15 protein-coding genes are annotated in these 18,073 nt (G+C 44.8%); 9 read left to right on the top strand and 6 right to left on the bottom strand.

Annotated elements, in window-relative coordinates:
- Nucleotides 1–18 precede the first annotated feature (18 nt).
- The gene (locus C1N53_RS21475) at nt 19–390 is read left to right on the top strand and encodes an RNA methyltransferase (protein WP_240773327.1); all 372 of its coding nucleotides are present in this window, start codon (nt 19–21) and stop codon (nt 388–390) included.
- A gap of 226 nt (nt 391–616) precedes the next feature.
- Nucleotides 617–3,634, top strand: a complete 3,018-nt coding sequence (secDF, locus tag C1N53_RS21470; RefSeq protein ID WP_137761249.1) for a protein translocase subunit SecDF — start codon at nt 617–619, stop codon at nt 3,632–3,634.
- A gap of 167 nt (nt 3,635–3,801) precedes the next feature.
- Here the strand turns inward: secDF and C1N53_RS21465 are convergent, their stop codons facing one another.
- Nucleotides 3,802–4,422 (bottom strand): NifU family protein, encoded by a 621-nt coding sequence (locus C1N53_RS21465; RefSeq protein WP_137761248.1) that lies wholly within the window; start codon nt 4,420–4,422, stop codon nt 3,802–3,804.
- 313 nt (nt 4,423–4,735) lie between these two features.
- Here C1N53_RS21465 and C1N53_RS21460 point away from each other — a divergent pair, with 313 nt between their 5' ends.
- A complete protein-coding gene (locus C1N53_RS21460; protein WP_137761247.1) occupies nt 4,736–6,130 on the top strand; it encodes a sodium:proton antiporter in 1,395 nt (464 codons plus the stop codon).
- 167 nt (nt 6,131–6,297) lie between these two features.
- Here the strand turns inward: C1N53_RS21460 and aroC are convergent, their stop codons facing one another.
- The 3 genes from aroC to C1N53_RS21445 all read right to left on the bottom strand — a co-directional run bounded on the left by aroC (nt 6,298) and on the right by C1N53_RS21445 (nt 9,617).
- Nucleotides 6,298–7,380, bottom strand: a complete 1,083-nt coding sequence (gene aroC, locus C1N53_RS21455) for a chorismate synthase (RefSeq protein WP_137761246.1) — start codon at nt 7,378–7,380, stop codon at nt 6,298–6,300.
- Nucleotides 7,377–8,825, bottom strand: a complete 1,449-nt coding sequence (locus C1N53_RS21450; RefSeq protein WP_137761245.1) for a BatD family protein — start codon at nt 8,823–8,825, stop codon at nt 7,377–7,379. Before C1N53_RS21450 ends, aroC begins: the two co-directional genes overlap by 4 nt.
- Before the next feature lie 177 nt (nt 8,826–9,002).
- The gene (locus C1N53_RS21445) at nt 9,003–9,617 is read right to left on the bottom strand and encodes a deoxynucleoside kinase (protein WP_137761244.1); all 615 of its coding nucleotides are present in this window, start codon (nt 9,615–9,617) and stop codon (nt 9,003–9,005) included.
- Between the two features lie 162 nt (nt 9,618–9,779).
- Between C1N53_RS21445 and C1N53_RS22635 the strand changes: the two genes are divergently transcribed.
- Nucleotides 9,780–9,956, top strand: coding sequence for a hypothetical protein (locus C1N53_RS22635; RefSeq protein WP_168194080.1), 177 nt, complete (start codon nt 9,780–9,782; stop codon nt 9,954–9,956).
- 70 nt (nt 9,957–10,026) lie between these two features.
- Here the strand turns inward: C1N53_RS22635 and C1N53_RS21440 are convergent, their stop codons facing one another.
- Nucleotides 10,027–10,653 (bottom strand): DUF6565 domain-containing protein, encoded by a 627-nt coding sequence (locus tag C1N53_RS21440; protein WP_137761243.1) that lies wholly within the window; start codon nt 10,651–10,653, stop codon nt 10,027–10,029.
- A gap of 333 nt (nt 10,654–10,986) precedes the next feature.
- On the opposite strand from C1N53_RS21440, the gene C1N53_RS21435 reads away from it, so the two are divergent.
- The 4 genes from C1N53_RS21435 to C1N53_RS21420 all read left to right on the top strand — a co-directional run bounded on the left by C1N53_RS21435 (nt 10,987) and on the right by C1N53_RS21420 (nt 15,338).
- A complete protein-coding gene (locus C1N53_RS21435; RefSeq protein WP_137761242.1) occupies nt 10,987–13,419 on the top strand; it encodes a GAF domain-containing protein in 2,433 nt (810 codons plus the stop codon).
- 277 nt (nt 13,420–13,696) lie between these two features.
- Nucleotides 13,697–14,506, top strand: a complete 810-nt coding sequence (locus C1N53_RS21430) for a hypothetical protein (protein ID WP_137761241.1) — start codon at nt 13,697–13,699, stop codon at nt 14,504–14,506.
- A 138-nt stretch (nt 14,507–14,644) separates the two neighbouring features.
- Nucleotides 14,645–14,869 (top strand): CDGSH iron-sulfur domain-containing protein, encoded by a 225-nt coding sequence (locus C1N53_RS21425; protein WP_137761240.1) that lies wholly within the window; start codon nt 14,645–14,647, stop codon nt 14,867–14,869.
- A 22-nt stretch (nt 14,870–14,891) separates the two neighbouring features.
- Nucleotides 14,892–15,338: a DUF2007 domain-containing protein gene (locus tag C1N53_RS21420; RefSeq protein ID WP_137761239.1), complete on the top strand. Its 447-nt coding sequence runs from the start codon at nt 14,892–14,894 to the stop codon at nt 15,336–15,338.
- Between the two features lie 101 nt (nt 15,339–15,439).
- On the opposite strand, the gene C1N53_RS21415 is transcribed toward C1N53_RS21420, so the two are convergent.
- The gene (locus C1N53_RS21415) at nt 15,440–15,697 is read right to left on the bottom strand and encodes an acyl-CoA-binding protein (protein ID WP_137761238.1); all 258 of its coding nucleotides are present in this window, start codon (nt 15,695–15,697) and stop codon (nt 15,440–15,442) included.
- Between the two features lie 165 nt (nt 15,698–15,862).
- Here C1N53_RS21415 and C1N53_RS21410 point away from each other — a divergent pair, with 165 nt between their 5' ends.
- Nucleotides 15,863–18,064: a S9 family peptidase gene (locus C1N53_RS21410; RefSeq protein ID WP_137761237.1), complete on the top strand. Its 2,202-nt coding sequence runs from the start codon at nt 15,863–15,865 to the stop codon at nt 18,062–18,064.
- Nucleotides 18,065–18,073 lie beyond the last annotated feature (9 nt).

The following is an 18,073-nucleotide window of genomic DNA, read 5'->3' as shown; positions in this document are numbered from 1 at the left end:
TTACATTTGCAGTTAAACATGCCAAAAACGAAGAACATATTCAACCATTTCAGGCATTTGATGATGTCTGTTACCCTGCTTTGGGCGCTGATGCTCAATGGCCAGGAGGTGGTTGCCTATAGTTCTCCGGCTAAAGGATCTCCGCAAAAAGAGGCTTCCAAACTGGCTACTGCGCCAGCAGAGAAGAAAGCTGTAGTTAAACAAAAGGTATCTTTAGAAGCTACTACTTCTTTTGTAGCTTTAAACCTGCACCAGGCGGTACTGCCAACGCCATTACCGCCCTTTGCGCCTGTTAAAGACGAAGCGCTGCCTGCCTATAGTGCCAGGGCTCCCGGCGCAGGTTTTATTGCACAGCTTTTCCCGATTACCATACAGCCCAACGCCCCCTAGGCTGTATCTCCTTCCATAGGTTAACTATTTCTTCTATCCGGCTTTATAACCGGATCAACCTTTTCTGGCTTGCCGGCAGGCAGGCCAGAAGTTAACCAGCCCCAAAATTTATCTAAGAAATTTTACCCGTCACGGAACAACAACACCGTGATTAACAGTTGCACAGTATGCAGCTGGTTTACTGTTGAAAATCAACCTTTTTAATTAATACATTTTAAAATCAACAATGCGTAACAAAACAGCCATTATTGTTCTGACAGCGCTGGTAGGGGCACTTTGCCTCTTCTTCCTGTCATTTTCCTTTGTTGCCAGTCGTGTAGAAAAGGATGCTGAAGCCTATGCAACAGATGCACAAGGCAATGTAGACCGCGCTAAACGACAAGCGTACCTCGACTCTGTTCGCCAGGAACCTGTGTTCGTAGGTTTTACTTACCAGGAAATCAAAGAAAAAGAATTAGGCCTTGGCCTTGACCTGAAAGGCGGAATGCACGTGGTGCTGGAAGTTTCTCCTGTAGAGATTATCCGTTCTATGTCAGGCAACAGCAAAGACCCTAACTTTGTAAAGGCCCTTGCCCGTGCGCAGGAGCTACAGAAAAACAGCCAGGAAAAATTTACCACCCTGTTTGCTGAGGCCTACCGCGAGGTGGAGCCAAACGGTCGCTTAAGCCGTATTTTCTCAAACTCTGCCAACAGAGGCAGAATCAGCTACGAGTCAAGCAACGCTGAAGTAATCGATGTGATCGATCAGGAAGTTAACGATGCTGTAGACCGCTCTTTCAACATCCTGCGCACCCGTATCGATAAATTCGGTGTTACGAACCCGAACATCCAGCGCCTATCGGGTAACGGTGGCGATGGCCGTATCCAGATCGAGCTGCCGGGCGTAGACGACCCGGAGCGTGTGCGCCGCCTGCTGCAGGGCATGGCCAACCTGGAGTTCTGGGAAGTATGGACGCCGGACGAGTTCACCCCTTACTTTTTACAACTAAACGAGTACCTGGCACAGCAGGAGAAAGCCGGCAAGCTGAACCTGGGCACTGCAGACCAGAAAGATCCCTTAACGCAGGGTGCTACTCCTAACGCAACAGTTAAAACAGACGGCGCCGATGATGTGCTGGCGCAGGCTGCCGCTACCGATTCCACGGGTCTTGCGCAGGCGGGCCAAACGGCAGCTTCTACTGATTCCGCTGCCAATGGCCTGGACTCTCTTGCCAACGCACAAAGCAGCGCTCTGGCCCGCCTGTTCGTTCCGCTGCCAGGTGGCTTCGGCACAAACGTGCGCGACACGGCCAAGGTAAACGAGATTTTAGGAAGAGCAGAGGTTCGTGCCATCTTCCCTCCCAACATGAAGTTTTTGTGGAGCGTGAAGCCCGTGCAGGGCGGCAACCGCCAAGAGTTCGCAGAGCTGTACGCCATCAAAAAAGGGCGTGACGGGAAGGCCCCACTGTCCGGTGACGCTATCAACGATGCCCGCCAGGACTTCGACCAGAACGGACGCCCTGAAATCAGCATGGCCATGAACCCGAACGGCTCCAAGAAGTGGGCCCGTTTGACAGGCGACAACATCAACCGCCAGATCGCCATCGTGCTGGACAACTACGTGTACTCTGCTCCGGTGGTGCAGGGCGAGATCACAGGCGGCAACTCCTCCATCTCCGGCAACTTCACCGTGGAAGAGGCGAAAGACCTTGCCAACATCCTGAAGGCGGGTAAGATGCCGGCCCCTACCCGTATCATCGAAGAGGCCATCGTAGGTCCTTCGCTGGGCCAGGAGGCCATTAACCAGGGCTTGCTTTCTACCATTGCCGGTCTGGTAATTGTAGTTATCTTCATGATTGCTTACTACTCTCGTGGTGGTTTCATTGCCGACTTAGCGTTGGTGTTCAACGTGTTCTTTATCCTGGGTATCTTAGCACAGTTTGGCGCAGCGCTTACCCTGCCTGGCATTGCGGGTATCGTGCTTACGTTAGGTATGGCCGTGGATGCGAACGTACTGATCTTCGAACGTATGCGTGAGGAATCATTGAAAGGCTTCAGCATGCGCGAGGTCATCAACAAAGGCTACGAAAAGGCTTTCTCTACTATCTTGGATGCGAACGTAACTACTTTCATTGTTGGCTTTATCCTGTACTACTTCGGCTCAGGCCCGGTAAAAGGCTTCGCCATTACCCTGATGATTGGTATTGTTACCTCCTTCTTTACGTCTGTTTATATTTCAAGGCTTTTTGTAGAGAATGCTTTCAGAAAGAGCGGCAAACTTTCATTTGGTACAGCTTTATCAGGCAAGATGTTCCGTAACATTAAATTTGATGTTATGAAGTACAGAAAACCTGCTTATGCTTTCTCGTTAGCTATACTGGTATTCGGTTTTGTAGCGATGTATATTAACGGTGGCCCGAACCTGGGTGTAGACTTTGCGGGTGGTCGCTCTTATGTAATTGACTTCGATCAGGCTGTTCCGGCTTCAGACCTTCGCTCTGCCCTGGTAGATGATTTCCAGTCTGCGGGTACTGAAGTAAAAACTTTTGGCGGCACAAACCGATTAAAGGTAATTACCAGCTACCTGGCAGATGATGAAAGCATTCAGGCGGATGAGAAGGTAAGAACTGCCCTGGAGCAAGGCCTGGCGCAATACAGCAACCTGAACCCGAATGTAGTAAGTTCTTCTAAAGTAGGTGCAACAATGGCCGATGACATTCAGAACACTTCCCTGGTGGCTATGGCATTAGCACTGATCGGAATCTTCCTGTATGTGATGATCCGTTTCAGAAAGTGGCAGTTTAGCTTAGGCGGCGTGGTAGCCTTGCTGCACGATGCGCTTATGATCATCGCTGTGTTCTCTATCCTGGATCTGGTTGGTGTTTCTTACGAGATCGATCAGGTGTTTGTAGCTGCGGTGCTTACTATCATTGGTTTCTCTATTAACGATACCGTGGTAATTTTCGACCGTGTACGCGAGTACATGAGCGATAATCCAAAATCTGCTATTAAAGATGTAGTGAACCCAGCTCTTATTAGCACATTCAGCCGTACCATCATCACATCCTTAACCTTATTCCTAGTGGTAGTGGTGCTGTTTATATTTGGCGGTGAAGTGTTAAGAGGTTTCTCTCTGGCTATGATTATTGGTGTAGTATTTGGTACTTACTCTTCCCTGTTTATCGCTACTCCGATTGTAGTTGATACTGTTAAAGAAGACAAAGCGCCAGTAGCTTCAGCCAAAGTAGTGCAGCAGGCACGATAAGCTATACCACTCAGGTGGATCCAACACAAAGAGGCTATCTGATGCAGGCAGCCTCTTTGTGTTGGATCAGATTTTTCTAAACCTCAGGCACCACACCCTGCTAACAGGTACAAAAAAGGGGCTGCTCCGGATCCGGAGCAGCCCCTTTTTTATGAAAAACGATTCAATTAGATCGTAACGCCATCTGCAACTACTTCTGTTACTTCTGGCACCATGCGCTTCAGCAGGTTTTCGATACCGGATTTCAGAGTTACAGTAGCAGAAGGGCAACCACTGCAAGAACCTTGTAAAAATACAGTTACCACACCTTCTTTATAAGACTTGAATGTAATGTTGCCCCCATCCTGCTCAACAGCCGGACGAACATAGTTCTCCAGGAGATCAATTACTTTCTTTGTGATAACGGCATCTTCTTCAGAAACTTCACCAGAAGCCTCTGCTGCATTGCCTGCACTTAATTTGCTGGCATCAAAGCCTTCGTTAAATGCCGGACCACCAGCCTCAATGTAAGACTTCAGGAAGGTACGGAGTTCCGGGATTAGTTTTACCCACTCAATGTCGGCACTCTTCGTAACTGTTACAAAGTTGCTGGCAATAAAAACTCTGGAAACATAATCAAAGTTGAAAAGCTCCTGCGCCAGTGGCGACTCTAAAGCACTTTCAAGGTTCGGATAATCTACACTTTGCCCTTCCGGTAAAAGGGAAACGTTCATCACAAACTTCATTGATTCAGGATTCGGGTTTGCTTCTGCGTATACCGAAACTGTCTTTTCTTTATTTTCTATCATGACGATATCTCGTTTAAAATTAAAACTTATGACTATGTCTTAAAGTCTACAAAATTAGGCAATTATTCTGACATGTTGTAACGCATGCACCTACAGTACTCTAACAAATAAGTACCGGAATCAATTCAAGTTGTTTTAAATCAAAGGGTAAAATGTTTTTCTACAGCTGTCCCACCATATGGTAAATACGTAGCCATTTGCAATTCACCTGTACTAAGCTGTATATACAGAACTTATAGTAGCTTTTTAGGCCAGAAAATGTAACTTTGCGCTGCAGTTAAATTTTTGTACTGACTAACACCGCACGTTTAACATGCTTTACAACTACATTATGTTGGCGCAAGCCCAGCATCCAGCTGTACCTGGCTTTCTGATTATACCATTTCTTATCCTGATCGGGATGATTGCCAGTGGCCCGGTTTTATTCGGTCATTTCTGGGAGCACAACTACAAAAAAGTAGCTATCACACTTGGGCTAACCGTATTGGCGTACTACCTGTTTATCCTGCACGATGTGCATATGCCAATTCACACCTTCTTTGAGTATGCTTCCTTTGCTGTTTTGCTGAGTTCGCTTTACATAGCAGCAGGTGGTATTTACTTAAACGTAAATGCCAGAGCCACGCCGCTGATGAATGTGGCTTTAGTGGCTGTAGGTGCCGTGCTGGCCAACCTGATTGGTACTACAGGTGCCTCTCTTTTGCTGATCCGGCCATTTATACGACTAAACAACCATCGTATTAAGCCCTACCAGATCATCTTCTTCATTTTTATTGTAAGTAATGCCGGTGGGCTTTTAACTCCTCTGGGTGACCCGCCACTGTTCATAGGCTTCTTAAAAGGGGTGCCCTTCTTCTGGACTTTACAACACCTTTTCATTCCCTGGATACTATCCATCGGCCTGCTTTGCCTGTTATTCTTCCTGGTAGACAGCCGAAACAAAGAAACTGCTTTTACTCCACGCCCTGAAGTAGTGGAAAAGAACGATGCTAAAACAGAATTCCACTTTACAGGCAAGCGTAACTTGTTCTGGCTGGCAGTTATTATTGCCGCTATTTTCCTGGACCCGAATGTAATTGATGGCCTGCCGCATATCTTCTACGATGGCAATAAGTTTTCTTATCTGCGTGAAGTAATACAACTCACAGCTGCTTTCTTCTGTTTCCGCTTTTCGAGCAAAACAGCTTTGGCAGGTAATCACTTTAATTTTCACCCGATTCTGGAAGTGGTTTTCCTCTTCTTTGGGATATTCTTTACCATGATGCCTGCTTTACAGTTATCAGCTGAAATCGCTTCTTCTCCGGCTTATGCCCAATACATAACACCAAACTTCCTGTACTGGGCTACTGGTTCTTTATCAGGCTTCCTGGATAATGCCCCTACTTATGCCAACTTCCTGTCGTTGGGTATGGCCAAGTTTGAATTATCTCAGAACAGTGTGGTAGATGTAAGGCATTTTGCAGAAGGCACCTCCGTGGCAGGGTTAGACACCCTGGTTCAGCTGGAAGCCATTTCTCTGGCTGCCGTACTGTTTGGCGCCTTTACTTATATTGGTAACGGACCTAACTTTATGGTGAAGGCCATTGCTGAAAGTGCAGGTATTAAAATGCCATCTTTCTTCGCTTATATTCTGCGTTACTCTATACCATTCCTGCTGCCAATCCTGGTAATGGTATGGTTCCTGGTGGTGCATCTGAGATTATTTTAACTCAAATGTCGTACGTGTATGCTGGTAGTACTAGGATACACGTACGACATTCAGATACGATATCAGTAAAAAGCTTATACAATACAAAAAGAAGCCCCTGCAAATTTAATTGCAGGGGCTTCTTTTTGTATAAGGGAGACAGGCTCCGGTGGAAATCCTTTATGCTTTTACTGTACTTTATTGGCCTGCTGCCTTAACAGGAAATCCGCCAGTACCAATGCCGCCATAGCATCTACGATAGGTACAGCGCGTGGCAATACACAGGGATCGTGACGGCCTTTGCCTTGTAAAGTAATATCTTCGCCGGAAGCATTTATCGTCTGCTGTGGCTGCAGAATAGTGGCTACAGGTTTAAAGGCTACATTAAAGTAAATATCCTGACCATTGGAAATGCCACCTTGTATGCCTCCCGAATGGTTCGTACGCGTACGAACAGTGCCTGCTTCATCCGTATAAAACTGATCGTTATGAGCCGATCCGCGCATTCGCACACCCTCAAAGCCACTGCCATACTCAAAACCTTTCACCGCATTAATACTTAACATAGCTTTACCGAGCTCGGCATGCATCTTGTCAAAAACAGGTTCGCCTAAGCCTACGGGAACACCCTGTATCACACAGCTTACAACCCCTCCGATAGTATCCAAACTATCGCGCACTTCCTCCACCAGCCCGATCATACGGGAAGCAGTCTGGCCATCGGGGCAACGAATGATATTCGAGTCTATCTGGCTCAGGTCTAGTTCTGTATAAGGCTTCTGCAGTTTAATGTTTCCTACCTGTGATACATAAGCCCTGATGCTGATCCCCTGCTGCTCCAGAAGTTTAGCAGCCAGGGCTCCCGCAGCCACACGGGCTACCGTTTCACGGGCAGAACTACGTCCTCCGCCTCTGTGGTCACGATGCCCGTATTTGGCAGTATAGGTAAAATCTGCATGAGAAGGCCTGAAAGCCTGCTCTATATGGTTATAATCTTTACTTGCCTGGTCTTTGTTGTTCACCACCATGGCAATAGGAGTCCCTAATGTTTTCCCTTCAAAAATGCCTGAAAGTATCGTTACTTTATCTTCTTCTTTTCGGGGTGTGGTAATCTTAGATTGTCCTGGCCTGCGGCGGTCCAGGGCATGCTGAATCTCTTCAGTAGTAATTTCCAGACCTGCCGGACAACCATCTATGATCACGCCTACAGCTGCCCCATGGGATTCGCCAAAAGAAGTAATGCGGAATATTTTTCCGTATGAATTGCTCATGCTTTTTTATTTCTGATAAACACAACAGTAGAAACAGCCAGCAATATAGCCAAGATAATATTGGTATATCGCCTAATTTCATCGAAAGTATGCAAACTTACCAAAGAAGCATCTTCGTTTTCGATAATATTATAAAAAGAGCCTAAGTCTCTTGATAAAATCAATGCATCTGTATCGCTTTCGCCGGTTACTGTAATTATTCCGGTGGCCCGCAATGTGTCGTAGGTGGCCCGCTCGGGGTCGAAGTAAACCCACTCCAACACCTCATTCAGGTTATACTCACCTGGTTCTCTGGCCAGGGCCGTATAAACAAAGCTTTTTGCGCCTCTTACATGCCCGGAACGCCTTGTGACATCCTGCCGCAAATCGGGTGGGTAGAGCTCCAGCATAGGCGGTGGTGTTGGGTTAGGATACATAATAGCCGAAAGATTCCCCTCTCCTTCGATCTGGAAAAGATAAGTAAAGCTTCTATTTACCTTCACCCTCTTCTTCGGAAGACTTTCCTTTAGCGTGTAACTCCCAACTGGTACTATATCCCGAAGCGGATGAGGCGGCAGTTCTTTTACCTTTATCACCCGCTCTCGCGCATAGAATGTTTTAAACCCCTCCTGCCTGTCCTCGGTCAGGAGGTTCGGATTCTTTGCTACCTTATACTTGATCATGCGAAGCGATAGCTGCGGAAACCTGATATCCTCGGTGTTAATCGGATACAGCACCGACTCATACAGCTTAAATCGCAGGTAAGGCTTCTGCTCGATGGTAACATTTTCAGGTATTATTTCGGGCATTTCGAACGCTTCTTCCCATACATTCTGCTGTTTCAGCTGCCTGATGATACCTGCTATCTGATTCTGAAAATCATAAAAATCCAGCAGACGCTGATCCTCGTTTGCCAGGTAAAAGTAAAGTGCGATACCCACACCTTCTCCCACAAACACCTCATTTTTAGAAGTTGATAAAGTCAGAAAAGCATTGTCGTCTTCATCCACAAACTCCATAGGCCCTTTTGCCAGTTCACTTTCCTCCTGCTGCGCTATCAGATCTGGTGTATCGGCACCTGGAGTACCACCGTTTGTCATCGGTAGTATTTTAATATCAGCTCCCTGCGATTGTACTGTTTGCCCGTTTACTTTCATACTGAAAGGCTTCAACTCAAAAGTCCCTTCATCTAATGCGGCATAGTTCTGCGTAACAGTAAGAATGGTTGTGGTTTTTCCGCCTGTAATAATAGTTTGCGTTTCAGAGTATTTATTGCTTTTCTTAAACCCCTCAATCTCAGGGAAAGGACTATACTCCTTAAGCTGCTGATCCTGGAGGCGCACCGATATTTTATAGTATTGATTGATCGGCAACGAACTTTTTCCTAACACAATGCTGATCTGCTGGGCCCAGGCAGGCACACTCATAGCAAAGAGCAAAAATAAGGTTAAGGCAAAGTGACGCATAAAATTTAATCGCAAAGGCGAAAATTGTTATAATAACACAAATTTAACAATTTCTGGTGGACTGGCTTCCTTTGATGCTTAGAATAGGATTCATTCATTAAAAGCGCTATAACAAAAAACCGCTGCCAAACCTTTGCAGGTGTGTGGCAGCGGCTAATAAATGAAGCAGGTAAAAGGCTAAAATAAGCCAAAAAGCTCGCCCTGTATCTTTTCGATTATAGAGCCTAAATCTTCCGGATTGGCTACAAAATCCATGTTGTTTACATCAATTACCAGCTTCTTGCCCTGGTCGTAACTTCCCATCCAACTGTTGTAATGCTCGTTCAGGTTGCGCAGGTAGTTTATACTGATGCTGCTCTCATAATCACGGTTGCGCTTTTCAATCTGCCCGATCAGCTTAGGGAGATCCGCCTTCAGGTAAATCATCAGGTCAGGAGCCTTTACCATACTGATCATCGACTGAAACAGATCGAAGTAATTCTCATAATCGCGGGTGCTCATCAGACCTGACTGATGCAGGTTTTTCGCAAATATATGAGCATCTTCATAAATGGTGCGGTCCTGTATTACACTGCGGTTATTGCTTTGTATCTGCCTTACCTGCGAAAATCGGCTGTTCAGAAAGAAAACCTGCAGGTGAAAAGCCCAGCGCTCCATATCCTCATAAAAATCCTTCAGGTAAGGGTTATTATCAACAGCCTCCAGGTATAAATCCCATTTAAAGTGTTGCGCCAGCTTAGACGCAAGTGTGGTTTTGCCAGCCCCAATGTTGCCAACGATTGCAATATGCATTGTAAAGAGTATTTGGTAATTCGCTACAAAAGTAAGTCTTTTTTAATTGATGAAAACTGACACTCGTCATCCATTTACCCACCACTTATCCACACCCGCTTATTAACGCCCCTTCTTGTTTACCGTAAACCTAAAACATGTACTAATTAAAATAAGAAAGCTATGACGAAGGGACACAACCAGGACAGGAACGAGCAAAGAAATCCTCAGCCGGAAAACAGGCATGACAGCGGGCAGAACCGTAGCTTAAGTGATCAACAAAAAGACAAAAGCCCAAACCAGGGGCGTAACAGCAACCCGGAGCAATCTGGAGGCACAAAAGGCCAGAATGCTATTTAAGGTATAAAAAACTTAGCCCCAGCTAATAGTTTAGCTGGGGCTAAGTTTTTTATACCTTACTAAACAATTATTACCTGTTCTCGCGCATTTGCTGAAACTTATCCTTGGCATCGCGGCTTTTGCGGAGTGTGTTAAACTCAACTTGCAGGGCAGCCACTTTTATCTTATCACCACTAGACATGTTATCCAGCACTTCCTGCTTTCGATCGCTTAATTCTCTGTAAACATGTTCGGCATAGTCCCAGTCGCGCAGGCTCCAGTTTGTACGTTTAGCCCTTACTTCATCCATAAATTTTACCCACACATCCCGCATCTGGTTCGCTTTTAACTGCTTCAGATCTGTTCTTCCTGCCAGCTCAAGCTCCCACTTTGTTGCCTCCTCCCGGTTCAGCGGTTGCCCATAGCTGCCCTCCCGCTCTTCTTCCCAAGCCCGGTACTGCGCCTTCAGCTCCTTGTATTCTTCTTTCGATTTTTCAGAAAACTGATTTACACGTCGGTCCAGGTTTTCTGTCCTGACGTTGTACTCGCGCTTAATGGCAGGCCATTCGGCACGCGTTAAACTGTCACCCTGGTTAGCTTTGCGATTTAACCAGGATCGCAGATCGGCTAAATCCTGTTCCAGTTGCGATTGTGCCTGTACTCCAAACGAAACTGTTGCCAGGCACAGCACCATGATCCATTTTGTTAGTTTGTTCATCCTTATACTGATTTCAAATTCAACAATCTCTACGTTACAACATCATAAATATTATGCCAAAGGTATATTTAACAGACATATATTTTATGTACCGCCCGCATACTGTATACCTGTCAGATTAGGTTTCATAAAACTTAAAGATAAATTAATCTGTCTTAAAATCCCTTTAGCAGCAAAATTTAAAGCGTTTCTGACAATTCCTTTTTAAAGGACAATAAGGTTTCTGTTAAGTACAGTACTTATCTCTATAAACTACGTAAACGCTCCTAAGAATACATAACAGCACCCCTATTATAACCAACTGGTTTTATCTCCAACTTAACTTCTATACTTATGAGCAAAGGCAGCTTTCATGAAGCTATTGTTTCTCTCACTACACAGGATAATGTGAAGCTGAGTGTGGGTAAACTGCCTTTTAAAACCACCCTTAGCCTGTCGCCGCTTATCTCTTACTGGGAACATAAAGCAGATACCGATCCTAACTGCAACGTAGCACGGGTAAAAGAACTGACTAGTCTGCTACGCCAGACACCTGAATTAACAGGACCTATAGAAGACTTTACAGTTATTGAAAAGCATATTAACACAGTAGATATTCTGATGGAAGACATCTTTCCGAATGCGCTGTGGGAAAATGATTTAATGGCGGCCGTACTGCCTTTTCACTTTGAAAGCTTTTACGCCACCCCTAAACTGGAGGAACTCAGGCTTCTTGGCGGCAGCAACTACTCAGAAAAGCTTAATCTTGATGCTAAAACCCTGCTGTTCAGACAAACCCTATCGGCTTATACCCTGATACTGGAAAAATTTTACAATGCCAACTTTACCGTAGATGAGCCTTTTATTTTTACTTTAAAAGACAAATTTACAGGGCTGCACCGCCATTACAAGCTAAAAGTAGACCTGAAATTTATGGAGGTTAAAGCAAAAGGAGAATTAAAGCCGCTTACACCTCAGGAAATAAACTTCCTGATAAACAGGTATAACGACCTTGATCTTTGGATGGAGAAGCTTCCGCCAGAAGATTTTGAATTTACAGGCTTTGCCATTTATGACTTTACCGATGTTACCAACGAAGAAACTATTTCTTCGCTGCGTTTCGACCTGCTCGATAAGCACTCTGTAAGCTCTGATGAAGGCTATCAAAACCTGCAACAGAAACTGAGGGTGCTGTTTCAACTGCCTGACCTAAGACTCGGACTGGCCTCCTGCCCTGCCCTGCATGAGTTCGACACTAACTTCGCACGCAAAATCTGGCACGGGCTCGTGCTTACCAATACCTGTGCTATAAAACTGGAAGATCTTCGCGGTTCTATTTATGAACCTGTGTTCAGAAACAACCATACCATTGTGGTAGAAGACCTGGCTACTTTTCAGAACCCGACCGTTATAGAAAAGCAGTTGCTCGAGACGGGTGTAAGAAATCTGATTGTGGCTCCCCTGGAATACGAAGGTTCTTTTATGGGTATACTGGAACTGGCAACACCCATACCAGGTGAACTGAATGCACTGGCAACAATACGGCTAAAAGAAATCCTGCCGCTGTTTGCCCTGGCCATGAAGCGAAGCCTGGAAGAATTGCGCAGCCGCATCCAGAGCATCATCAAAGAAAAGTATACGGCCATTCACCCGATTGTGGAGTGGCGCTTTACACAGGCAGCTATTAACCTGCTGGAGAAACTGGAGCGAAATGTAAAATCTGAAATAGAGCCCATTGTCTTCAACGATGTATATCCTTTGTATGGAGTTTCTGACATCAGGAGTTCTGCCACAGAGCGCAATAAGGCCATTCAAGGCGATTTGCTGGAGCAATTGGTTTTAGCAAAAGAAGTAGTTCTGGCAGCCAAAGACAACCTGCCACTTTCTATCCTCGACGAACTCATTTTTAAGCTGGACAAGTTCTCTCAGAGCATCATGCACGAACTGACATCAGGAGACGAGGGGGCTATCATTGACTTTCTTAGAACCGAAGTCGAGCCCCTGTTCAGGCATTTTATATCGAAGAACCCGGCAGCAGAGGCACCCATACGGGCTTACCAGCAAGAAATAAACAACTCCCACAAGTGTGTTTATACTAGAAGGCGTGCATACGAAGAAAGCATCTACCGTATAAACGAAACTATATCCAGCTTTCTGGAGCAGGAAGAAGACAAGGTACAAAAGATATTTCCGCATTATTTCGAAAAATACAGAACCGACGGTCTCGAATACAATATCTATATAGGATCCTCGCTTCTGAATAACAAAGAGTTTGAACCGATCTACCTGAAGAACATGCGCCTGTGGCAGCTTATGCTTACCTGCGAAATTGCCCTGCGCATACAGAAGCTTCGCGTTAACCTGAAGCTGCCACTGGAAATTACCCAGCTGATTTTAGTGCACAGCAACCTGATTGCCATCCGCTTTAGGTTAGACGAAAAAAAATTCGATGTGGATGGCGCAGACAACATCCGGTACGAAATCATTAAAAAGCGCCTCGACAAGGCTACTATTCTAGGTTCAGAAGAACGCCTGACACAGCCAGGAAAGGTGGCAATTGTATATACCCAGGAAAAAGAAGCACAGGAGTATATGCGCTACATTGAGTTTTTACAGGCCGAAGGATATATAAAACCAGAAGTAGAAAGGCTACAACTGGAAGAGATGCAGGGGGTACAGGGGCTACAGGCACTACGTATAGCTGTAAATTTCGAGGAAAAGCTGCGCCATAACATAGATGCAGGCGATGAGCTTTTAGCTATAGCCCAGAATGCAACCCTAAATTAATACCCATTATCACTCCCATAATTAATTTTACATAATTTGCATTTTTCTAATTTTACGAAATTAATTAATAAAAATTACTATGTCTATATATCATTAAATATCAATGCCTTACATTTAAAAGTATGATATTAAGAATTTAAGACATCCTTACCAATAATTTAATTTTATTTACAACTAGTGCAATTTTTCAAAAATCATTCCCGTTATTTGTAAAATCAATCAGGAACAACAGGTGCCTGTTTAAGATGAATTATTAATTTTTTCAACTTTTTGCCAAATGAAATTGAAAAACAAACTTTCTGCCATGCTAATATTCGGTGTGGTAGCACTTTCTTCTTGTGAGAAGGTAGAAAGAGATGCTGTAAACCCAGTGGTAGAGCAAAGTACAATCTCCCATATTATGGCAGACTCCACAGAAATTACCGCCTACAGGTTTGCTGGTGAGCAACTTATTCAGGTTAGCCACTACAACAAAAAAAGCGGTGAGGTAGAACGCTTTCAGAAGTATGAGTATGACTCTAAAAACAAGGTAACTAAGGTAAATACACACTCCAGCAACAACCATAGCGTACTTTCCGAAGCACTTTTTTCTTATAACACCAGTGGTGGTTTAACAAAAGCGGCTACGGCGTATTTCTCTAACAATGCGGTGGCCTATAACACTTACTCTACTTTTGAGTACGACAGCAACAAAAATCTTCAGAAAATAAATGTTTTTGAAGGTGAAGAGAAAGCAGACGGTAGCGCAGGCAAACTGAAATCCTATACTGTTTTTGAAGTACTTCCTAATGGAAATTATACACAAGAAAAGCAGTACATCATAGATGACAAGGGTAATGCCCAGCTATATGCAACTACTACCTATTCCTACGACTCAAACAACAACCCGTTCTACAAAACAGCAGAACCAGGTACAGCTGTTAGTCCGAATAACATCATCAGTGCTACAACTTTGATCAACAGCAGCAAAAAAGAGTATACTTACTCTTATGCCTATACCTACGATGAGCGTGGTTATCCGCAAACCCAAACGGTTACAAACCCGGACGGTAAGCGTGAAACATTCACCTACTTATACAGCAACTAATACTTCGTTTGCTAAAGAAGCAGAAGCGGCCCCCGGACAAGATCCGGGGGCCGCTTCTGCTTTTATACTTTACAAGCTGTTTTTCGTAAGATAAAGACCCATGAAAACTGTATATTTGTTTGAACTCAACATTTAACAATGGCTACAACAAAAATAACAGTTAACAGCAACGGCTCTTTGCGGGTAGAAGGCGACTTTGAAGTGGTAGATAAAAATGGCAACGTATACAACCTCGGCGGCAGAGAACTTGTTTCCATCTGCAGATGCGGATTATCAAAGAATAAGCCTTTCTGCGATGGCTCCCATAAAGGGCATTTCGAACACGAGGCAGTTGCTTTCGACCTGCCTCCCAAAAAACAATAATACTTACTAACCAGACTTAACTATGGCACGACGCTTGGTAACAATAGCAAACTTAAACGAGCCTACCGAGGCCCATATTCTGAAAGGAAGACTGGAGGCGGAGGGTATTCAGTGCTTTATAGGAGATGAGCATATTGTTGCAGCACAGCCATTTTATTCGGTGGCTGTGGGTGGCGTTAAGTTAAAAGTGGCAGAAGAAGATGTAGAGGAGGCCCGTGCTATACTGGCCGACATACAGGAAGGCACCAATGAATATGATCTGGAAGATGTAGAGCTTGCTCCGCCTATGCAGGAACACCTGGCAGAGGCAGTTACATGCCCCAGCTGTGGTTCAGACCATGTAAAAGAAGAACGGTATTCTAAAACTGTATTCTCGCTATCTTACCTCCTGTTTGGTTTTCCTTTGCCGTTTGTCAACAAAAAGTATAAATGCTACAACTGTAGCTTCGTCTGGAAATCTGAGAAATAAAGCCAACTGTTTTTCAGTCAAAAAGGGCAAAAGAAGTACAATACTTCTTTTGCCCTTTTTGTTTTAAAGCAAACAAGCTATTCCTGCTTTTAAGGCTGGTGCTACTGCCCCGCTAACTCATTTACCAGTTGCACATATTCTGCACGGGCATCTCCCTGGGTTTTTCCCTGCAAGGCTTTCCAGGCATCCCACTTTGCGATGTTCTTAAAATCGAAACCACCCGGTCTCTCTGTATTTACATCTCCTTCGGTAGCTTGTTTGTACAAGCCGTAAAGTTGCAGCAGCACATTGTTGGAGGGACGCTCTGTTAAGGTTTTAGATCTTTCTACTGCGCTTTCAAATTCCTGTTGAGTAGCCATAGTTTTACTTTCTGTTTAATTGACTTTGGTTATCGCACTAAATTTAGTAATTATATTCGGCATGCATAACGTTTGCCTTGTTTTGTTTGATACAGATTTTAATTACTTTTATTTTTTGGGTTAAGCGCGATAAGCGACATCAGCAACAATTTAAAATCAAACAAAATGAAACTCAGGAATAAAGCGGCAAGCACCGCTACCTTGTTATCAGCTTGCCTGGTACTGGGTACAGGCTGCTCCAGCAGCAATCCGTCACAGAGCACCTCTGCCACCGCTACGGCAGAACAAACTACCACACAACCTATGGCACAACAGCAACCACAGGCGCCAGGAGCTAAAAAGCAACCAAAAGAGCTTACAGCTCATGGCCATACCCGCATAGATAATTATTATTGGCTTAATGAGCGCGAAAACCCCGAGGTGATTGCCTATCTGAATGCCGAAAATGAGTACACCAAGCAGATGATGGCACACACCGAAGATCTGCAGAAAAAGTTGTTTGATGAAATTGTAGGAAGAATCAAACAGACAGATGAATCGGTGCCGTATAAAAAGAACGGCTACTTTTACATTACCCGTTACGAAGCGGGCAAAGAATACCCGATTTATGCCCGCAAGAAAGGCAGCCTGAATGCAGCAGAAGAAATCATGCTCAACGCTAATGAGCGAGCCAAAGGCAACAGCTATTATGCTGCCGCAGGTTTGAATGTGAGCCCGAACAACCAACTGATGGCTTTTGGAGAAGACACAGTGAGCCGCCGCAAATATACTATCCGCTTTAAAAACCTGGCTACGGGTGAAATCCTGCCAGACAAGATACCTAACACCACAGGCGGAGCAGTGTGGGCAAACGACAATAAAACTATCTTTTATACCATGAAAGATGCAGCGTTGCGTTCTTTTAAAATTTTCCGCCACACCTTAGGTACGCCAACTTCACAGGATAAAGAAGTATACCATGAGGCTGATGAAACATTCAGCACTTTTGTATTCAAAACCAAGTCCGACAAATATGTTATTATCGGCAGCAGCAGTACTGTTTCTCAGGAATACCGCTTTCTGGATGCCAGCAATCCTAACGCCAGCTTTAAAGTTGTTCAGCCTCGTGAGCGCGGCCTGGAGTATAGCGTAGACCACTTCGGCGATAATTTTTACATTATTACCAACAAGGATGGAGCTACTAATTTTAAGCTGATGCAAACGCCTGTAAACAAAACAGGAAAAGCAAACTGGAAAGAAGTAATTCCGCACAGGCCGGATGTGCTGCTAGAAGGCATCGAGATCTTTAAGGATTACCTGGTACTGGACGAACGCAAAAATGGGCTGACACAACTTCGTGTAAAAAAATGGAAAGACCCTAAAACCGACTATTACATCGATTTTGGCGAAGAAACCTATACGGCCGGTGTAAGTATAAACCCTGATTTTGACAGCCAGGTGCTGCGCTACGGTTACAGCTCCCTAACAACCCCTAGCTCTACCTACGACTTTAACATGCAAACCAAAGCAAAAACGCTTTTAAAAGAGCAGGAAGTGGTAGGCGACTTTAACAAAGAGAATTACGAGGCGAAGCGCATTTATGCCACAGCAAAAGACGGCACCAAAATTCCGATCTCACTTGTTTATAAAAAAGGATTGAAGCTTGACGGCAATAATCCGACTTTGCTGTATGCGTATGGCTCTTATGGCATTAGCATGAATGCAGGCTTTAGCTCTGTCCGCCTGAGCTTACTCGACCGGGGCTTTGTTTATGCCATAGCTCACATTCGTGGTGGCCAGGAAATGGGCCGCCAGTGGTATGAAGACGGCAAAATGCTGAAAAAGAAAAACACTTTTACAGATTATATTGCTGCCTCTGAACACCTGATCCAGCAGAAGTACACCAACTCAAACAAATTGTTTGCCCAGGGCGGTAGTGCCGGTGGTCTGTTAATGGGTGCTGTTGTAAACATGCGTCCTGACCTTTACAAAGGCGTACATGCTGCTGTTCCGTTTGTAGATGTTGTTACCACAATGCTCGACACAAGCATTCCGTTAACAACAGGAGAGTTTGATGAGTGGGGCAACCCTGCTGACAAGCAGTATTATGACTATATGCTGTCTTACTCTCCTTACGACAATGTTGAAGCCAAAAACTACCCGAACATGCTGGTTACAACCGGCCTTCACGATTCGCAGGTACAGTATTGGGAGCCGGCAAAATGGGTAGCCAAGCTTCGTGAGCTTAAAACCGATAACAACATGCTCCTGCTGCAAACAAATATGGATGCAGGGCACGGTGGTGCTTCCGGTCGTTTTCAGCCTTACAAAGAAACAGCCTTACAATACGCTTTCTTCCTGACGCTGGCAGGTATAGAAGAGCTATAAGCTCTTTAT

This window comes from Pontibacter sp. SGAir0037, assembly GCF_005491705.1.
GTDB lineage: Bacteria > Bacteroidota > Bacteroidia > Cytophagales > Hymenobacteraceae > Pontibacter.
Note: the sequence above shows the minus strand (reverse complement) of the source record. Positions and strands in the feature narration are given on the sequence as shown.